The organism is Dendronalium sp. ChiSLP03b (assembly GCF_034531165.2).
GTDB classification, from domain to species: domain Bacteria; phylum Cyanobacteriota; class Cyanobacteriia; order Cyanobacteriales; family Nostocaceae; genus Dendronalium; species Dendronalium minutum.
The window spans coordinates 30,523-49,289 of sequence record NZ_JAVRBR020000151.1 but is presented as its reverse complement, the minus strand read 5'-3'; the positions used below and the strand labels follow the sequence as shown (position 1 = coordinate 49,289).

Here is an 18,767-nt window from a genome sequence, read left to right as displayed (position 1 = left end):
GGACATATTAGCCAGGGCAAGTGACAAGCTGACGAGATATCAAAATTTTCAAGCGTTAACCTAGCACACCTAGCTTGTGCAATCCCGATCCATCCAACACTGTAGTATCAAATCTCCTCATCCCCGCATCCCTGCATAGCTGCATGAATTTAGTATGAGACTCAGGGTATCGTCCCACAAGACAACCGGCTGACCACCTTCCCACCAGTTCAGGTGCGTTAGAGGTGGTGTGCTGGTTCAAGCCAAATGAGTCTGCCACATCCACCGGATCGCCTGTTCTAAATCCGTCCTTGTTCTTGTCCCGATGCACCTTCACCGCCCCACATTGCACAAGAGCATCTTGTCCCTTGTGGGTGCCGAACGTCCAAGCTTCAAGGTGTTGACCAAAGGCGATTCGCGCTGCACCGTTGGGATTGAGAGGATTTTCGGTGTAATAGCGTCCTGGCTCTGTGGTGGCGCTGACGCAATGCAAGATTTCGCCATTGTCACGAATTACCATCCGCACGTCGTTCCATTCGTCGAGGCGATCGGTATTAACTGCAAAAGTATCGGGGTCTACGCCTTCTAAGTAAACAATATTAAAGGCGCGAATTCTGAATTTTTGCTCCTGCATGTAGGAGAGGATGTTTGCGCCGTAGTTAGTCATAATTTCAAATACTAATTTTGGCTAACATTCCCGCTCTTGACGTGAAAAGCAAATGTGATTAGTATTGATTCGCTAGGGAACTTGCAAATTTATTGTTAATTCTTAACATTCAAAGGAATAGGAATCTAGGTGTTATAAGCACCTATTTTTTGTGTCAATTACAAATCTTCATTGTCTCAGGCGGTCTGGTTCCGCCTTTTTATTGGGGAATCAGTAATCAGTGAATAGTCAAACAACCATCACTGATTATGCTGAAACTTCCTTTTAAGACTTCCCCTAAAGAATTTGAAAAAATTACTGTTGGCAATGCTGAAATTGGTGAATTAGAAATACCCAAATACGGCGACCTCACCCCCAACGAGCGCATTTTTATAAAAGCAGCTAACCTTGTGGATATCCGCATGGCTGCGGTGAAGCTAGCGAATGCGATCGCGGCTAAGTCTGGTGGAAAAGTAACCGATATTTATTACGCGCTGACCCAAGGCAACGCCGCATCTTTAGGAGAGTATTTAGAAGATTTTGTAAATTTCCAAGACTTGATGGAAGAGAATTCAAAGTCTAGAAATTCAGTTTTGGCAACAGCAATTATTAAGAGATTGGTTCCTGAATGGGAGCTTGAAAATACTCAAGATTTTAATCAAATTCATCCAATATTGGTGCAAGAAGTGGCTGATTTTGCACGTAAAGAAGAGTCTGGATGGCAAGAGGTTGCCGATGAAGAAATAACTGAAGAAGACTTGGGAAACTCACCGAAGAACCAAGAGATCCCGACTGGGGAGAAATCTACTGGCGATGCCGAAGATACTGGCCGCAAGAAGAAAGATTCAGCGAAGCAAGCTTTGGCAGCCAGCCAACCTGGATAATCCTCCAGGCGCTACACTATGGTGCTAAATTACATCGCGAGGAGTTGCACCTTGCCGAACTAGGTATCGCCACACTTACCAGTTGCTTTGTGAATTCCAACCGCGATCCGAAAAAGTCTGAAGCAGCAAAGCCCAGTGACTTTTTCTACTTCACGCCTGCTGAAGATGAAGGGGAAAGGATTTCTCCTGCTGCTGCTAATGCGTTCTTTGCTTTAGCTGATGCTGGTAAATTGCCGGGATGGGTAGTGGCGGTCGCGCCCATAGATAAGCTTTCTAAGTCCCGCGATGGCGTTACCGTTAACCCCGTTGTGTGGGTTGGTGAAGGATTGGTGTTGATTCAGCCATCTGTCGAGGATGGATTGGTACGATTCCCTCTGGGGTTTGTTGAAGCTAGCGGGGAGATTGAAACCAGTGGCGGAGTGGTCAGGGTTCCAGAAATAGGTGATGCATGGTTGTTAGATGGGGAGTTCGCAGTTTGCTCATGAAAAATTTTTCAAGATGCTTGGAGCTTAATATTTAATACCAACTTGAGAGAAAAAGTCTTTGCACTCATTCTCAAGTTTCTCCAATTCTTCGGCTCCTTGCTCCTCGCTCACCTCGTCATCTCCAAGTTCCTTAATCATCTGCATAAATGTCCATATGCCTGCATAGTAAGCCCTTCGTGTCTCTTGCTTTTGTATAGGAGAACAACCTTTGGGTAAGACCCTTGAAGCATATTCGAGCCATTCTTGCTCTAATGTTTTCATGGTAATATCAGATTTTTCTAATATTTAAACACATCGCTTGGCAGAGGGAACCAAAACCATGATGTAGTGCGATCGCCTTTATGGGAAGTCTTGGTTCCGCTTCAATTGAATTAATCTTAGATCGTTCCCAATTTGATAGCGACCTGAAGAAGTTGTCAGCGCAGGATGCTGGGGCGATCGCACTGCGTCTTGACACCAAGGATTTTGAGCGACAGATAAAAGGGTTACAGGGTTTTATCCCTGCTATTTCAATCCCGGTTGTCTTGGACACATCCAAGCTAAAAACCCAGCTTGCAAGTATAAAGAATATCGAGATTAAAGCTCGTGTAGTTGTTGATGACAGCGAAATTCGTAAGCTTAAAGTTGCTCCACAACTGGAGTTATTTGAGGTAGGCGATCAATTTTCTGAAAAGATTAGCGATGCTATAGAAAAGGGTTTTAAAAAATCTCAACCTAAAACACCAGGACTTGCATCAAAACTGTTTTCTGGGATAGGCGACACTTTGCTTGCACCCCTAAAGGGAATTGCTACGGGTGCATTTGAAGGCGTGGGTTTGCAGCTTTCTAAACAATTGGGGCTGGGGTTAAGCAGGGGAATTGAGTCTCAATTGTCCCCAGCAATCGGCAGCTTTGATTTGCTGGGTGAAAAACTAATCACTGGTGTTGCCCCTAAGCTAGGCAACACAGTCGGGGGCAAAATCGCTGGGGCGATTCTTAATAGCAAGCCACTGCAAAATCTTAGGCAAGAATTAGCCGCCCAAATCACCAGCATTGTTGGCGAATCAGAACAGTTAATAGCCTCTCAAGCTGGCAGACAACAGAGCAAGCAACGCTCCTCGCAGCAACAGAAACTTGCTCAAAGAGAGTTAGCAGGACAGTTGCAGACTGCGATCGCTTCCGCACCTCAAAAGCAGCAGCAAGTCGAAAAAGTCCGCCAATCTTTGCCCAAGTATCAACAGGAGATCAAAACTAGAGAATCTCAATTAAGCGGATTACAAGCCGACAGACAATTGCTTGTAGAAGCAGGAGAGCAAACAGAAGAAATCGAGCAAGCCGTTAAAGAAATTGACCTGCAAATTGCCGAAGCATCCGAAGCTCTGGTTCAGGCGAAAAAGAGCGAGAAAGCTTTGCAGCAGTTAATACAAAGTTTGCTCAACGAAACATCTGTGGCAGTTGGACGGCTAAAGTTGGCTGGTGCGGATACATCAGTTCTTGATGATATTAATTTTGGGCTTAAGGAATCGGCAGTCAAAGGGAAAGGTGTTGTTGCCCAAATGGACGGCAATATCAAAATCCAGCAAGATAATCTCAAGGAAGCGCGTAGCAGGTTAAAGCAATATCGACAGAACCAAGCGCAATTCAAACAAGAGGCGATCGCGGCAGCGCAAGCGGGTGATGATGTTAAAGCTAGGGCGCTGCTGGTAGAAAGTAGCAAGGAAAGAATTAAGACCGAACAAGTCACAAAAGAAATTGCCGCTTACAAAGACAATATTGGGCTTATCGTCAAAGATAAGCAGGAAGTGGTTAAAGAGATTGCTGAGGGGCGAAACAAAGACAAGGAGCGACTTGAAGCCGAGACTAAAAAACTGGCCGACAGTTTGAGCGCACAGGAAGCTGAGGTTGTTCCAGTGCGAGCTAGAAAAATTAAGCCGAAAACCAGAACAAAAGCAACCACAGCAGACATCCAACCAATCAAGCTTGATACAGCCATACTCAAGGAATTACCGCCATCCCCTCAAATATTCAAGGATGTTGTTGCTCAGTTTAGTGCCATTACGGGAGCAAGCATCGCTCCAGAAAAAATCCCCCAGCTGGTACGTGGGGCGGAGGGGGCTAAATACAACGGCAAATACAGCCCCGCCGACAACACTATCTCTCTACCAGCAGAGCGTTACGACAATCTAGCCAAGGGCGTTCTTTCTTCTGAACTTGTCAAAACCTTGGTGCATGAACTGCGCCATGCGATGCAGACCGCTTTTGGCAAAAGAACTCTAACTCAATCCGCATCTCCTGAATTTGAGCTTGTCAAAGGCACTCCCGAAGAATTGCAGCAACTAGGCGGCAAGATTGAAGGTAGCACCCAATTCTTCAAGCGTGGCGCACTCAATGCATCTCCACAGAACGTAGCAACTATTAAAACCCTCGAAGAAGATGCTTATGTGTTTGCTGAGAGGTATTTTGAGCAGGTATTTAAGAACATTGAGCAGGGTTTACAAGCTGGATTAAAATCAGGCGGACTGCCGACTGAAGCCGAATTACTCAAGCAGGTTGCTCAATCTCAAGCTACGATTACTGCCAATCTCAAGCAATCTTTCAAAGGTAAAGCTAGCGATCGCAAAGTCACTAACCAAGATTTAGCAGCAACTACACTCAGCGAAATTGACCAACAAATAGCCCTAGTTTCTGAACAGCTAAAACGCACCGATCTATCAGGTGAAGCACGGCAAAAACTTGGGCAATTCAAGGGTACTATTGAGCGCCAGTATAGAACTTACTCACCCGCACTCAGGGCAAAGCAACCTGGCTCAAGTTCTTTGGGTTTGTCTAGAGTGCAATCTGCTACTCAGGCTCAAGGCGTGGAATTGTTTGAGGTTTCAGATGAGGCGTTACGCGAGTTTGAGCGCCAAACTCGCGCAGCCGAACGTCGAGCCAAGCGGGTTCTTGGAAATATCTTCAAGAACTCAAATCGCGCTGCTAAACGTGCCGATAAGGCGCTGGCTCAACTAGAACAGGAAACTAGTCAGCAAGTCGCTGATATTGAAGCCAACAACGCTTATGATGACGCGATCGCTTCTCGCCGCACCCGTCGCACGTTGCGTAAAATTCAGCGCGGCTATGGTGGCAGCATCGATGCACCAACCATTGAGACGGAAGTGCCTGGAGTTGAGAAAGACATCAAGCCACTACAACAGCAGCCTCTACTCAAGCGCTTGGGCAAAGAATTTAGATTAGCTCAGTTGGGGGCACTTTCCAAGCAGGCCGAGTACTTAGGGCAGCAAGCCCAAATTTTATTGAGCGATGTTGACGCTCAAATAGCGCTTGGCAGAAGTGCCCAAAAAGAAGCCCAGATAGTTGAGCGCCAAGCCAAAGTTAACGAGCGCGAACTCAATCAAATTCTCAACACCTTAAAACGCGCCAAAGCCGGGAAGGAGCCAGCGCTAACACCTGGGGATTTGCAACGACTGAACGGGCGAAGCCAAGATTTAATCGGCAGAATCGACGCTGACAAGCAAAGACTTAGCGACCTACAACCAACTATTCAAAACGCTAAAGAACTTACCCCAGTTGCCAAGAAACTGCGATCGGCTGGGGAAGGTGCGGCGCTAGCAGTCAAGCAACAGGATATCAAGGGGCTTGAGAAGTACAACGCCGAACTTAGAGAGAATCTGAAGCTATTGGGTGAAACCCCATCTAAAGACCCATTTGAGCAAATTTTGACAGGCACAGGCAAGCTGGGCAAGGCGCTGCCCAATGTGTTTACCCTGCTCAAGGGGATATTTGCTTTTCAGGTTTCTAGTTTTATTCAAGGCTTTTTCATCAATCTTTCTACAGATGCTTTTAAGGCCTACGTCGAACTCGATCGCCTAAAAACTGCCCTAAATTTTGCATCAGGTGGTTCTGCTGGGGGCGCTCAAAATTTGGCGTTTTTGAGAAAAACAGTTGATGACCTGAAAATTCCTCTCAAGTCTTCAACTGAGGGGTTTGTAAACCTAGCGGCGGCGGCGCGAGGAACCGCTATAGAAGGCGCAGGAACCCGTGATTTATTTTTGGGCATGGCTGATGCAAGCACCGTATTAAGCCTCAGCAACGAGCAAAGCCAGAGAGCATTTAAAGCCCTGACGGATATTTTAAACAAGGGGAAGGTCAGTGCAGAAGAAATGCGCGGACAGCTAAGTGAATCGGGGTTAGCTGGTGCAATGGGTATTGCGGCGAGAGCAATGGGTGTAACTGAGCAAGAATTTAGTAGATTACTTGACACAGGACAGATTTTCTCCCAAGACTTCCTCCCCAAGTTTGCCAAGCAGTTGCAAGCTGAATTCGGAGATGCTGCTAAGGATGCAGCAGGCAATGCTCAAAGTGCAATCTTTGGAGTGGAGAACGCATTTTTAAGCTTGCAGCAGGGCATAGGTGAGGGTGTTTCGCCAGCTGCGACTGCGGGATTGAATGGGCTATCTGCAATCCTCAAAGGGTTAGCATCTGTAGCTAAGGAGCTTGGTTTTATTTTGTTGGGCGTAACGGCAGCCCTGAGTATAAAGATGGTTGGGGCGCTGCAAGCTGTAATTGCCCAGCTAATCGCCACCAAGCTGGCAACGGGGACGCTAGGTGGTGGCATGGCAAGCCTAGCTCAAACTGTTAATAACTCATTCTCAGTTAAGCTAACTGCTGGCATCTTTGCAGTCTTAGAAGTTATTAACCTGCTAAATCAAGCAGTTAACACTGATCTGACAAGCTCGTTTGACAAAGCCGCCGCATCCGCCAAACGAGCCGCTGAGGAATCAAGAAAAGCTTTTGAAAAGCCAGGAAGCAAAGGACAGAACGCGGAAGGGACACCAGAATCTTCCAGTGGCGTGGGGAGATTTTTAGATAAATACCTGATTGGACTTCTGAATAAGGATTTAGGCCCCTTTAAAGGAGGCATTGGCAATAGCAAAATCAAGACCTACGGAGAATTAGAGCGCGATCGCGTCGGACAAAGCGTTGAAAGCACCACAGGAGACAACACCGATTTTCTCATCAGCGCTCGCACTCGCCTCAATCAATTCAAATCCCGTTCTGGGGACATCGGCCAGTTACCCGCCTTGGATTCAACTTTGCGCGACGCTGAACAGCAAAGACAAATACTCCAAGCTGGAATCAAGCGCAATTTTACAGATAAGGGATTGGCAATACCCGCAGAAGATAAGCGTCGTTTAGAAGCGCAAAACTTGAGAATCACTGACCTCAACAACCAGCGATCTGAACTTGCCAAACCCTTTACCCTTGATATCACCCGCACCGACCAGCAAATTAATGCTCTCAAGGCTCAAATTGAATCTCTCAAGTCACCAGAAGCGATCGCGGCTGTGGGAGGCACAGAAGCAGCAACCGACTTGACTCAACAACTACAAAATTCACTCGAAAAGCTCAAAAAGTTCAAGTCAGAAGCGGAAAACGCCTTAGCTTCACTGCGAGTCGATCCAGTGCTGGCATTTACTCAGTCGTTGCGTCAGTTAAATTTGACATTGGCTGAAAGCCAGGAAAAGAACGAACTAAGGTTTAACACTCGCCGCGAAGCGATTACTCGCTCTCAAGTCTCAGGGTTCTCTACCAATAAACTGGCAACCAGAAACGCGGCCCTACAAAGCGCCATTGCCGAGCGCGATAAGAACCAAAACAATGTACTTGCTCTAGAAGAAGCTGTACGCCAAACCGATGCCACAGTTAACGCGCCTGGGCTTGAATCTACGCTACAGCGCTTAGGGCTTACACCAGATGCCAGCATCGCTAAAATTGACGATATCCTCAAAAACACCTCAGATGAGGCAGATAAGGGGATTTTAGAAAAGCTAAAATCTGCTAGGGATCAACGCAATAAGCTCAGCGAGGCAAAGCTGGGCTTGTCTGAGTCGCAACTGAAGGTAAAACAGCAGGTTCAGGATAATTCCCTCTTCAGTCTTGACGAGTCTGCGGCTTCGTCCCGCGCTGCTAGCCAGAAAGCTGAAAACCAGAAGATTGCCAGGATAAAAAACGCTCAAGCAACCAAGTCAATAACTGATGAGGTAGCTAATGAAAAACTTTCCAGGATTCAACTTTCTAGCACCGTATCTCAACAAAAAAACCTCACCAACCAGTTAAGCGTACTTCGCACCTACTATAAGCAAGGAACCATTAGCGCCGAGGAATTCGCCAAGCGCGAACGCGACCTCACCACCGAACAAACCAACCTAGAGCGCACCGAAGCCGAGAATCGCCTTGCTGTGGCAGCAGCGGTAAAAGATAGGAAGTTGAAGGAAATTGAGCTTGTCAACAAGAAGGCTGAAACTGCGATCGCACTCAATCAAACCAACGCTACAGCAAAAGCCAAGCAAGATTTATTGGCAGGGGGATTGACCGCTACTGCTCAGGATGAATTTGCTCTTGCTCAAAACTCTGTCGAGCAGAAGGCAACTACTGACAAGATTGCTCTAATCAAAGACCAGTTAGCCCAAACAAAGAAACTGCGGCTTGCAGGGGTGCTGGATGCCCGCGAGGCAACAGACAAAGAACTCTCGCTCAACCAAGAATTAGCCCAAAATAACCTGCAACTTGTTGACCTTAAGATTGCCGAAGAAGAGAAATACCGTGAAATTGTCGAGCGCAACATTCAGAAGATTGTCCAAGCTGAGGACAATCGCTACAAGTCTTTTGTTTCGCAGTTGGATGCCCAAAAATCTGCACTCGAACTCTACAACCAAAGCCTTGACCGGACTGCCAAGCTTGAAGAAAGTCGGTACAACTTAGGCAAGGCGCTATCTGATGCTGCGATCGCGCCTCTAGAATCCCGTCGCGACAATGCCAACAGAGCATTAGACCTTAGTCGCAAGCTCAAGGATGAAAATCTTGACCCTAGCGTGCGTGGTGAAATCAACTCCCAGCTCAATGCACTAGGCTTTGGTACGAATGAACTAGATATCTTGGCGAAGCGCAGTCAAATTGAGGACGAGATTGCCGCTAAGAAACTGGAGGCTTTGAAACTAGAGCAGGAGTATCAGAAAAAGTCTCTACAGCTTGATTTGCAACGCCAGAAGATAGCGGCTGAAACTGCTGTGTATGATGCTCAGTCGGCTCAACTATCAGCTGCTAAAGCCAAGCTAGAAGCTGAGGCAGCGTTGAGGATTGCCACTATCAAAAAAGATGATGTAGGTATTCAATCTGCCAAAGTCGGACTAGAGATAGCGCAGCGCGAGATTGGTCTGAGTGACAAGCGACTAGACAATGCCTTACAAAACCTCAGTGCCCAGGATGAACTATCGCAGAATGCCGTCATGGCTCAAGAGGCAACCCAGCGCACTGCCATTGATCAACAGCTAGCAGCAGATAGCGCAAGGAAGCAGGCAAATGCCTTAGAACGTGCAGAGTCTAGCGTCAAAAAGATGGAGCAACCACTTAAGGAGTCAGCAGACAAAGGACTATCATCTGGGGATAAAGCAAATGTTGATGGTTGGGAGAATCCCTACATCCAGAAAAAAGGCGAAGGGCTATTCGCCTACAATCTCCGCATCAACAAGATGAGGGCAGAGGGGCAAATTGTAGAAACTAGGAATACCGTCAATACTCTTGATACGAAGGGTTATAAATATGACTTGGCTTTGAACAGGCAACAAGGCAATTTACCGCCAGTGGATAATACAGCCCAAATGACACAAAACGCCCAAATCAAGCCTCCCGAACAAAGCAATGGTTATTCTCAGTTTGTAGATGCGCTAAAAACAGCTAACCAAGGAATTGAAAAGCGACTGGATACATTGAGCGATCGCATTATGCAACTGGCGAATACACCGCGTAGTCTCACTGTGCAAACCCCCAATGCAGTAGATGATGCTGCGGATATTATGAATAGGATTGGTCGAGGGCAGGTGGCGGCGACGGGGTTATAAAAAATTTTTCAGGAGGCTAAAGCTTTGTTTGCTTCTCAATATATATTGATTAAGGAGATAATAGAAATAAACATCTCTGGTAGGCACGCTTATGACTGAGCTTTACGGAGGAACCGATCCTAGAGATATTCCCACCTACTCCATTAGCGATGCTGCCCGTTATTTACGCATTCCAGCTGGCACTATTCGCTCTTGGACAGTTGGGCGACATTATCCGACCTCAAACGGTTCTGGTTTCTTTAGACCCCCGATCCCAATTCGCGATCTCAAGCCAAAACTACTCTCATTCACCAATCTAGTTGAAGTTCATGTTTTAAGAGCGATTCGCAAACACCACCAAATCGATCTAGCTAAGGTGCGAGATGCCCTTGACTTCATTGCTGAACAGTTTCAAACATCTCATCCTCTAGCGCGCGAGCGTTTTCTTACCGATGGTGTTGACTTGTTCATTGAGCGCTATGGCTCTCTCATTAATGCATCGACAAGCGAACAAACCGAACTGAAAGACGCTTTTAATGCTCATCTGGAACGAATTGAACCCGACGACACTGGGCTTGCAATTAAACTGTATCCCTTTACTCGCTCTCACGAAGAAGATAATCCTCGCTTTGTCGTTGTCGATCCTCGAATCGCTTTTGGTCGCCTTGTTATTGTTGGAACCGGAATTCCTACACGTGTCCTAGCAGAGCGCTATCAAGCTGGTGATTCAATTGACCATCTTGCTTATGATTACGATTGCGATCGCCTTATGATTGAAGAAGCTATCCGGTGTGAACTACCCGCTGTTGCATGACCCAGCCTCAATCCATCACCTTTTTCATAGATAGATGCCTAGGTAACAGATGTATTGTAGAAACGCTCAAGGGTGCAGGACTCACTATCGAAATCCACGATGAACACTTTGGTAAAGGCGCTCAAGATGTAGATTGGTTGCCAGAGGTCGGCAAAAGGGGCTGGGTTGTTCTGACCAAAGATGGCAAGATTAGCAATAACTGTTTAGAAAGAATTGCCGTTGCACGCGCTCAAATAAAGATGTTTACGTTCGCCTCTCAGAGCTTATTAGGGGAAGAGATGGCTGCAATTTTTCTAAAAGCGATTGTCCAAATGCAAAGATTTGTTCGCAAACATCCTGCTCCATTCATTGCCAAAATTTATCGTGATGGAAAGGTTTCTATGTGGAAAGACGACCAGATGCTAATGGAAGAATTGAAGCGATTTTTATAGATTGTGGGAAAAGCGATCGCAGGAGTTCTAATTAAACGGTTTAATTAGAACTCCTGCGATCGCTCTGCTTGAAATGAAATTTTACCCACTCACAGTGGTGGTTTTTTTAGTGCCAAATGAGTTTAGAGGTAGTCGCGTTGTGGAGAATGCGATCGCTCTTACTTTGTGAAAAGTTTTTCATGTTCGCTTATTTGGGATTGAGAACTGGGGGGCGATCGCCAAAAATTGCACCTCGCCGTTCTAGGTCATACCTCATATTCTCTGTAAGTCCTTCGCTGTCTACAAATAAAGCGTTTGTAACAATAGCACTCGTTAGTTCTGCACCGCTGAGGTTGGCACCAATCAGGTCGGCACCGCTGAGGTTGGCACCAATCAGGTTGGCATCACTCAGGTTGACACCAATCAGGTTGGCATAGCTCAGGTTGGCACCAATCAGGTTGGCACCAATCAGGTCGGCACCGCTGAGGTTGGCATTTTTCAGGTCAGCTTTACTTAAATCTCGACCGAATACTTGGCGATTAACAATCTGCCAAACTAAACACCATTTGCTATCAAGCTGCGTCACCTCATCAATATTTGCACGGCTCAGGTCGGCATTTCTCAGGTCGGCATCGCTCAGGTCGGCATTTCTCAGGTCGGCATCGCTCAGGTCGGCACTAATCAGGTAGCTACCAATCAGGTCGGCATTTCTCAGGTCGGCATTTCTCAGGTCGGCACCAACCAAATCGGCACCGCTCAGGTCGGCATTTCTCAGGTCGGCATCGCTCAGGTCGGCAGTTCTTAGGTAGGCACTGCTCAAGTCGGTATCGCTTAGATCGACACCGCTCAAACGTCGCCTATTAATCGTCTGACTAACAATCTCCTGTACTAAGCGCCATTTCTCATCAGACTCGGTACTTTCATCATCTGAACTTTCGCTTAAAATTTGAACATCTTCAACAGGAAAACCTCTTACTGTTTTTAGTTCTCCTGAATTGATAGAAGATACAAGCCGTTCAATATCTTTTGGAGAACCTTCGACAAATAATCTGATGCTGCCTTCCTTGATATCGGTAATTTCTATAGTGTCACCTGAATATACTCTTAAAGCAGATTGAATAATTTTCCAGTTTTGAACTGAATCTACATCACCTTCTAAAGTGATAACTGCTTTAATTTTTTTACTTTGTTTATCTATTACAGTCACTTGACGTTGCTTTAGTTGCACTTGCTCCACTACCACATCAACATCAAGGGTGCTGTAACTACTTGTTGGTAACTGGTTTGGTTGTTTTTTTTCTGTTAACTCCGCAATTTCTCTCCAATTCAATTTCAGTGCCTCACATATCCTTTTAAAGGAATCAAGCTGAATTGGTTTACGCTGAAAAAAATTTGTCACTGTACTACGAGATATAAGTTGAGACTTTGCAAAGTTGCTTTTTGACTCAAACCCTAGCCGCTTCAAAGCTCTTTCTGCTTTGCTTATACCTTCTGGAGATGCAGTGTAAGTTATTTTCTTGTTTTTTCTGCCAAGACTAGGGTCTGTCATAGTCTGATAATTGGGTATTTAAATCGCTCACGCAATCAAAACTTGGGCATCAAACAATCATAGAGAAATCACAAGTTATCTACAACACAATCTTTGTGTAGTCAAGATTACGGGCGTTTGGCTCGATATTAGAAGTGTGAACTGAACGCACAAAAAACAAAATTTATGAGTCACAAGCCAGTCGAATTTTACATTGCCCAAGAGCGCCTACGCCAAGCACGCTACAGCTTTAACCTTGCTTTGACTGCCACTGCTTTATCTGCTTGCATTGGCGCTCTTGGAGCCGGATTACTGCTGTCAGGCAAAGTCACAGAAGGAACTTTTACTGCTGCTGGGGGAATGAGCGCTAGTGTGCGATGCATCCAGTTTGCCAAGGAAGCTAACGATAGGCTTGATAAAACTTTGACTGAGATGAAAGACGAAGATTAAGCGAGCATTGCTAAGGTGGCGATCGCTTTGCTTTCATTTCAACCACTGAAACGAAATCATCTAACACCCACTCATCTAAATAGTTTTTTGTTTGGGTATTGGAGATTAGTCCCTCTCCCTCATCCTGAAAAATTTTACATGAGGCAACTAACCCTTACCATCGGCGACATCTCAACTACCCTCAAGCGATTTACCTCCTACGATCGCACTCTCGCAGACACAGGAGTTACAGACTACAGTATTGTGGGCACGCCCTTGGATTCTGGCCCTGTACACGAACCCAAGCATATTTGGACAATATCTGCGATGGTGACACTTGAGCAATGGCTTGCATTAGGTGCGATCTTTGGGGAATGCGATCGCCTCCGCCGAGAGCAAGGCAATTACCGCATCCTCGTTGAGGACAGTATTCAAGACTTTATTGAACAGGGGACAAGGACAAGAGCGATCGCGGCTGGGGGAAGCGAGACAACTTTTACTGGTGGTGTGGCGTATCCTGCAAAGTTTTACGCCAGGATGTTTGAGCCGAGGAGTCAGTGGCAAGTAAATCAGCTATATCCCTATGTGGCAAGCTTTGTACTGCGGGAGTTGGACAAGGTAGAGGATTAGGGATTGGGTATTAGTCTTTAGCAACGCGATCGCCCTTAATCTATGAGCGTCAACCAATCAGCTAGAAATGTCCGCATTACCATAGGTGGCAAGAATTTTACACCTTGCCTGATTTCGTTTCAGGGTAGCGATAGCCATCTGGATCAATCTGGTTTGGTTAGTTTCACAGGTCAAATCTTGCTGGGCAAAGCGCTGAACTTCGACGAAAGCCTGGACGATCGCAAAAATCCCACTCGTTTCTGTCGCGGCGTACCCATAATACTAGAAATTGCCGACTCTTCAGGCACTTTACGCCGTCACCCCAGAGGGGCACTGCGGATACTAACACCTAAATATAATGCTGAAAAGCAACAGTTAACTTTGGAAGTTGGCGATTTAATCGCCTGTCTCAACTTCAAAGAACCGACAGATCCAGATAAGGCAGACAATAGATCCCTCGATGGGAAGCCGGCGGGGCAGATTATCACCACGCTATTGGGGCTGGCTGGAATTAGTGCCATTGGCGGTAGCCTGCCCATCGCGATTTACAATTACCCCCTCAACCTTTCTGGCTCCTACCTCGCTTCGGTTGGCAAGTTGCTCTATGCTAACAACATGTTTGCCTGGGCGAACAATCAAGAAATTTTCCATGTACAGCCTGCTAACATAGCTGCGGGTATTGGTGGTGTGGATCTGTTGGTCGGGCGCGATGATATCTGGTACAAGCGCCTTGAGGGAGCTGAAGCGCCTTGTGAAATCATCAAGGCCTGCGGGACTGAGACGATCGCGCGCCCTACGGAAGATTTTATAGACATCACAGAGGAATCTGGCACCGCTTCAACTGTTGATAAAAACTACAGCGATAACACTATCGTCATTCAAAAAACCGAGCGGTTTCAAGAGTGGGATAAAGCTTCCCACAGGCTCAGAATTACGACTAACATCTACAGACCTTATGGCTTAGTAATTCCTGAAATTTTTTGGGGATTAACTCCACCAAAACTGGAATTGATTTTAAGTGAAGTCACTGTAGAAGACTCCTACTTTGAAGATAAGCTTGAGTGCAAGCGCAAGCTCAATGAAACTAACGTTTATCAGCCTAGAGCAACTTATTTAGCAGAATACAAGCAAGCTAAACCCAATGCTTTTTTCACGGATTTACTGACTTTAAATTTAGTCAAATATACCCGCGAAACTTACGAGTATGACATCAAAGATAGGCTCAGAAAAATTATCTCCAAAACTGAAGAACCGGAAATAATTATCCTTAACAGCACTGATGAAAACTGGAGCGCCTGGACATTTCCTCCAGAAGATTTAGTGCCGTCAGAGGAAGTCATTCAAGAATGGAAAGAATTCAATAAAGACAATTGGCAATACACCAGCTTCAGCTTGCAATGTGTGGTCAGAGTAAATACCGAACTGGTGAAATACCAAGACGATTCCCAAATCCTCAGCAACAAAACTAATTTAATAATTAACCCCAAACAGAGCGTCCGCCGCACCTCCAATTCAGGACAGGAACTCCCACCAGCGCCTGAGAGATGTCCTGTTGAATGCAACTATGAAGAAAATAATATTGAGGAAAAAGTAATATTTGGCGACCTGTGCGCTAGCAACCTCAAGCAGCGCGATCGCACCTACAATGTAGAGCTTTTAGCAAGCAGAACGGAACCAGCACTCAAGCCTGGAGAAGTACGCATATATCAAACCACCGGAGGCGGCACGCCAGCGGCTATTCAATTGCAAGCCATAGCCCAACGCGAAGGGCGACTGCTGCGCGGACGGTACAAGGGACAAGATCTGGCAATGGTGATGGTAGATGAAATTTTCAGTTACTACCCCCTGTATCCAGTCAGGGCAGCTGAGCTAGATGGAACGATTCAACACTATCTAGCAGATGGCTGCTCTTGGGTGGTGTCGCAGCAGAAGGCTTTGTGGAGTTGCGATGGCATCTGGGTTGGGACTACCCAAGGCGATGCAGTTGTGCCACCTTACACCGAACCGCAATTAAGTTACTTGGGATTGGGCTTAGGAGTTGAATTCAATTCTTACCCATACCTTCTAACTACCACTACAGCAGAGATTCAACTGGGAATGGGCGGGGGAATCTCCTCAATGAGTGGTTTTTCGCTTCCATTGGGAATGGGAATGGGGTTGGAAGTAACAGGATAAATAACATAGATGAAAATATCTGGGATGCAGTGCAACCCAGTCTCACATGGGAATCAGTGATGTGGAGTTATTTTCTTTGTCCCCAATCCCCATGCCAACCGGAACTTTTACTAACGCTTGGATAACCGAATCTGCCAAAATCCTTTTCCGTGGTGGTACTCCCCCCAATGCAAATAAGTTTCGACTATGCTTGGCCAACACTGCGACGCTGAGTCGGGCAAGTTCATTGGCTGATTTTATAGCCAATGAACTGCTGCCCACAAATGGCTACACTAGGGCATCCGCCAACTTTGGCTCAGATGGCAGCTATGACTCTACAGACCAGCGTCACGAATTGCCTACAATTAACGCCAGCTTCAGCGCTTCTGGTGGCTCTCTCCAATTTCAAACAGCTTTTTTGATCGCGGACTCGTCCGCCGTAGCCTCAAAATCTTTCACAAACTCCAACGTCAATGCCAGCACCGATCGCATTACTATCACATCTCACGGTTTTGTAAACGGTGATAAATTAGTTTTCACCGCCGATGCCCTAGCAACTCTCCCCAGCGGCATTACAGCAAGCACTATTTATCAAGTTGCTAGCGTGACTACTAATGACTTTCAACTCCAGCCCAACGGTGGTGGCTCGACCATTGACATCACTGATACAGGCTCAGGTACGTTCCGTGCTAGGAGCGCCAATGGCATTGTGGTTGCCTATGCGACTGAATCCAATCCCATCACCGTGTCATCCGGACAAAGCTACAGCTATCAAATCCCTCTTGTAGTTTTGAACGCGGGGTACGTGAATGGAGTCTGAGGAGGCGATGTTGAGGGAGCGATCGCACCTCAACCGCTATTTATATCAGCAAAGAATCAGCGATGCGGTTGAAGCGCAAGCGGAACTACAGCAACCAACTGCTTACACTGGCTTCGATGCTGTAACTGGATTGGCACGGTTGCAGGATGCCCTTGGCAATATTTTTTATGGCAGTCCCCAGACTAATGGGGCTATAGGCAAGGGAGAAAACATTAGACTCAGGCGCAAAGGTATTATGGCTGGTTATGACGCGATGCCTAATAAAAAACAAGCACAAATTCAACAAATCATACCAAAAACCAAAGAGGTAAAATTCCTTATTTGGGATATGATTACATCCGAGGTGGGCGCGGATATTCCGGTTAATTTCCTCAAGGTAGCTGTCAACCTTTTCTTAGGAGAAATTAAGGAGAACGTCGATCCAAAGTATCTAAAAAAACACTACAGCGAAGCAGAAGTTCTACCAGATATTAAAGGACTAAAATTACTCTATATACCTAGTATTAGTCGAGGTCTTACTAGTGACGAAATATCAAGATTAGTCGAATTTCAACAAGCAGGCGGAATTATTTATATTGCAGCATGTTTGCAGTTTTTTGATTTTGTCGGACTTAAAGAAAAAGTAGATGAAATCATGATTGCATTGAATTCGCCGCTAAGAGCTTTACCAACTCCTCGCACCAATCACGATTTTCCACCGCCCGATGCTGCCAACTTTCCTACTGTTAGCACTTTGACTGCTTTTGGTTCTTCTGAGGTTTTAAACGGAACCCCTATTTGCTATATGGGCGACACCCCATACGTTTGGATCGCCTACGACAAAGCCAGCCGCACAATCTTGAGCGGCGACGCATATATGCTGTCGCAAATTACGCTGCAATTTCTACCCAATGAAAATAGCAAATTCGCTCAATCTTTACTAACAATTAATTGGGATGATTTACCAGATGAATGAGATATTTATGCTGCAAACTCGTGCTTTAATTAATCGCACTGCCTATCAAGCTAGGCAAGTACAAGTTCAAAAACGCAGCGATCGCACCCAAGAGCAGAGTGCGAAAATAGTAAATTATGACCCAAGCACGGGATATTACAAAGTTATAAATACTAGCGGGCAGACATTTTTAGCAAAGGCAATATCGAATTCTGGAGCATTAAGTAAAGGCGCACAAGTAAGCTTAGTAATTCCAGTAGGTGGCGTTCCAATAATTGATGCCATGCCGAGATAATTCGTAATTACAAAAGCTTCAATTACGAATTACGAATTAGTAACTATACTGGGAAACCTGGAGGCGACGTAAAGCGTGATGCTTACTTATGCCTCCTGAACTAGATCCAAATCCCACTGAAACTAAACAATATACTGACGAAGAAATCGGCAAAATTCTAAATACAGCCCAAGCCACCCGCAAAGAAAGGGATGAGGCTGACAAAAGATTTAAAGAAGCCCAAACCAAGAATGCTGAACTTTTGCAACAGTTGGAGCAGATTAAAAAAATCGACCCCAACCGCTATCAAGAGCTTGAGAAATTAGCCCAAACCTACGAAGAACGCAAACTCGAAGAGCAGCGCAATTTCGGCGAACTCAAAGAACGCTGGACAACTGAAAAAACCACGCTGCAACAGCAGATTCAACAGTTGCAAGAGAACCTCAAGCGAAACCAGATTATCAACACTCTTGAAAAATCTTTTTATGCCACTGGGGGCAAAGCTGGGAAGGACGAGGACGGATATTCTTACTTTGACTTGATACGCGATCGCGCTGCTGCTTACATCGTCCTTGATGACCAGGACAAAATCAGCGTGATTGACCCCAGAGACAAAACTCTCCTCAAAGATACCAAGGGCGTGAGTTTCACTGTTGATGATTTGATGCTGAAGTTGCGTTCCGGTGGCCCCACAGCGGCGCTGTTTGACCCGATTAATAATGGTGCCGGTGGCGGCATGACGCGATCGCACGGAACCCAAAACACCGCAATGTTGCGAGAGCAGATTATGGCATTGCCTCGTGCCGAACGACTGGCCAGGGCACGGGAACTAGGAATTTAACTTGAGTATTAATTTGAGTTTTTAAATTATACTTTTTGCCCACTTTGTAGCAATGTGACGTTGCTATTAGTAAAAGGCGTGATGCCGAGGGCGATCGCATAAAC

General features: G+C 46.0%; 15 protein-coding genes. 12 read left to right on the top strand and 3 right to left on the bottom strand.

Features of this window, described 5'->3' with window-relative positions; translation table 11 throughout:
* Positions 1 to 55: 55 nt before the first annotated feature.
* Positions 56 to 646: a hypothetical protein gene (locus RMY31_RS35330; protein ID WP_409879466.1), complete on the bottom strand. Its 591-nt coding sequence runs from the start codon at positions 644 to 646 to the stop codon at positions 56 to 58.
* 248 nt (positions 647 to 894) lie between these two features.
* Here RMY31_RS35330 and RMY31_RS35325 point away from each other — a divergent pair, with 248 nt between their 5' ends.
* Both RMY31_RS35325 and RMY31_RS35320 read left to right on the top strand, forming a co-directional pair.
* Entirely contained in the window at positions 895 to 1,509 is a 615-nt protein-coding gene (locus RMY31_RS35325) for a hypothetical protein (RefSeq protein WP_409879463.1), read from the top strand.
* A gap of 44 nt (positions 1,510 to 1,553) precedes the next feature.
* Positions 1,554 to 1,994, top strand: a complete 441-nt coding sequence (locus RMY31_RS35320; RefSeq protein WP_409879460.1) for a hypothetical protein — start codon at positions 1,554 to 1,556, stop codon at positions 1,992 to 1,994.
* 24 nt (positions 1,995 to 2,018) lie between these two features.
* Here the strand turns inward: RMY31_RS35320 and RMY31_RS35315 are convergent, their stop codons facing one another.
* Entirely contained in the window at positions 2,019 to 2,255 is a 237-nt protein-coding gene (locus RMY31_RS35315; RefSeq protein ID WP_409879457.1) for a hypothetical protein, read from the bottom strand.
* An 80-nt stretch (positions 2,256 to 2,335) separates the two neighbouring features.
* Here RMY31_RS35315 and RMY31_RS35310 point away from each other — a divergent pair, with 80 nt between their 5' ends.
* From RMY31_RS35310 to RMY31_RS35300, 3 genes are all read left to right on the top strand, one after another.
* Complete coding sequence (locus RMY31_RS35310; protein WP_409879454.1) at positions 2,336 to 9,871, top strand: tape measure protein; 7,536 nt, start codon at positions 2,336 to 2,338, stop codon at positions 9,869 to 9,871.
* 91 nt (positions 9,872 to 9,962) lie between these two features.
* On the top strand, positions 9,963 to 10,664 hold the full coding sequence (locus RMY31_RS35305) for a DUF433 domain-containing protein (RefSeq protein ID WP_409879452.1): 702 nt from the start codon (positions 9,963 to 9,965) through the stop codon (positions 10,662 to 10,664).
* Positions 10,661 to 11,095, top strand: coding sequence for a hypothetical protein (locus RMY31_RS35300; protein ID WP_409879450.1), 435 nt, complete (start codon positions 10,661 to 10,663; stop codon positions 11,093 to 11,095). The genes RMY31_RS35305 and RMY31_RS35300 overlap by 4 nt, the downstream gene beginning before the upstream one ends.
* A gap of 187 nt (positions 11,096 to 11,282) precedes the next feature.
* Here the strand turns inward: RMY31_RS35300 and RMY31_RS35295 are convergent, their stop codons facing one another.
* Positions 11,283 to 12,623, bottom strand: coding sequence for a pentapeptide repeat-containing protein (locus RMY31_RS35295; protein WP_409879448.1), 1,341 nt, complete (start codon positions 12,621 to 12,623; stop codon positions 11,283 to 11,285).
* 165 nt (positions 12,624 to 12,788) lie between these two features.
* On the opposite strand from RMY31_RS35295, the gene RMY31_RS35290 reads away from it, so the two are divergent.
* The 7 genes from RMY31_RS35290 to RMY31_RS35260 all read left to right on the top strand — a co-directional run bounded on the left by RMY31_RS35290 (position 12,789) and on the right by RMY31_RS35260 (position 18,663).
* Entirely contained in the window at positions 12,789 to 13,052 is a 264-nt protein-coding gene (locus RMY31_RS35290; RefSeq protein WP_409879445.1) for a TRADD-N-associated membrane domain-containing protein, read from the top strand.
* A 138-nt stretch (positions 13,053 to 13,190) separates the two neighbouring features.
* Entirely contained in the window at positions 13,191 to 13,661 is a 471-nt protein-coding gene (locus RMY31_RS35285) for a hypothetical protein (RefSeq protein ID WP_409879442.1), read from the top strand.
* A 42-nt stretch (positions 13,662 to 13,703) separates the two neighbouring features.
* Complete coding sequence (locus RMY31_RS35280; RefSeq protein WP_409879439.1) at positions 13,704 to 15,815, top strand: hypothetical protein; 2,112 nt, start codon at positions 13,704 to 13,706, stop codon at positions 15,813 to 15,815.
* A 46-nt stretch (positions 15,816 to 15,861) separates the two neighbouring features.
* Positions 15,862 to 16,614 (top strand): hypothetical protein, encoded by a 753-nt coding sequence (locus RMY31_RS35275; protein ID WP_409879436.1) that lies wholly within the window; start codon positions 15,862 to 15,864, stop codon positions 16,612 to 16,614.
* A complete protein-coding gene (locus tag RMY31_RS35270) occupies positions 16,604 to 17,569 on the top strand; it encodes a hypothetical protein (protein ID WP_409879434.1) in 966 nt (321 codons plus the stop codon). Before RMY31_RS35275 ends, RMY31_RS35270 begins: the two co-directional genes overlap by 11 nt.
* Positions 17,562 to 17,843: a hypothetical protein gene (locus tag RMY31_RS35265; RefSeq protein WP_409879431.1), complete on the top strand. Its 282-nt coding sequence runs from the start codon at positions 17,562 to 17,564 to the stop codon at positions 17,841 to 17,843. Before RMY31_RS35270 ends, RMY31_RS35265 begins: the two co-directional genes overlap by 8 nt.
* A gap of 88 nt (positions 17,844 to 17,931) precedes the next feature.
* Positions 17,932 to 18,663, top strand: coding sequence for a hypothetical protein (locus tag RMY31_RS35260; protein ID WP_409879428.1), 732 nt, complete (start codon positions 17,932 to 17,934; stop codon positions 18,661 to 18,663).
* The last annotated feature ends 104 nt before the right edge of the window (positions 18,664 to 18,767 follow it).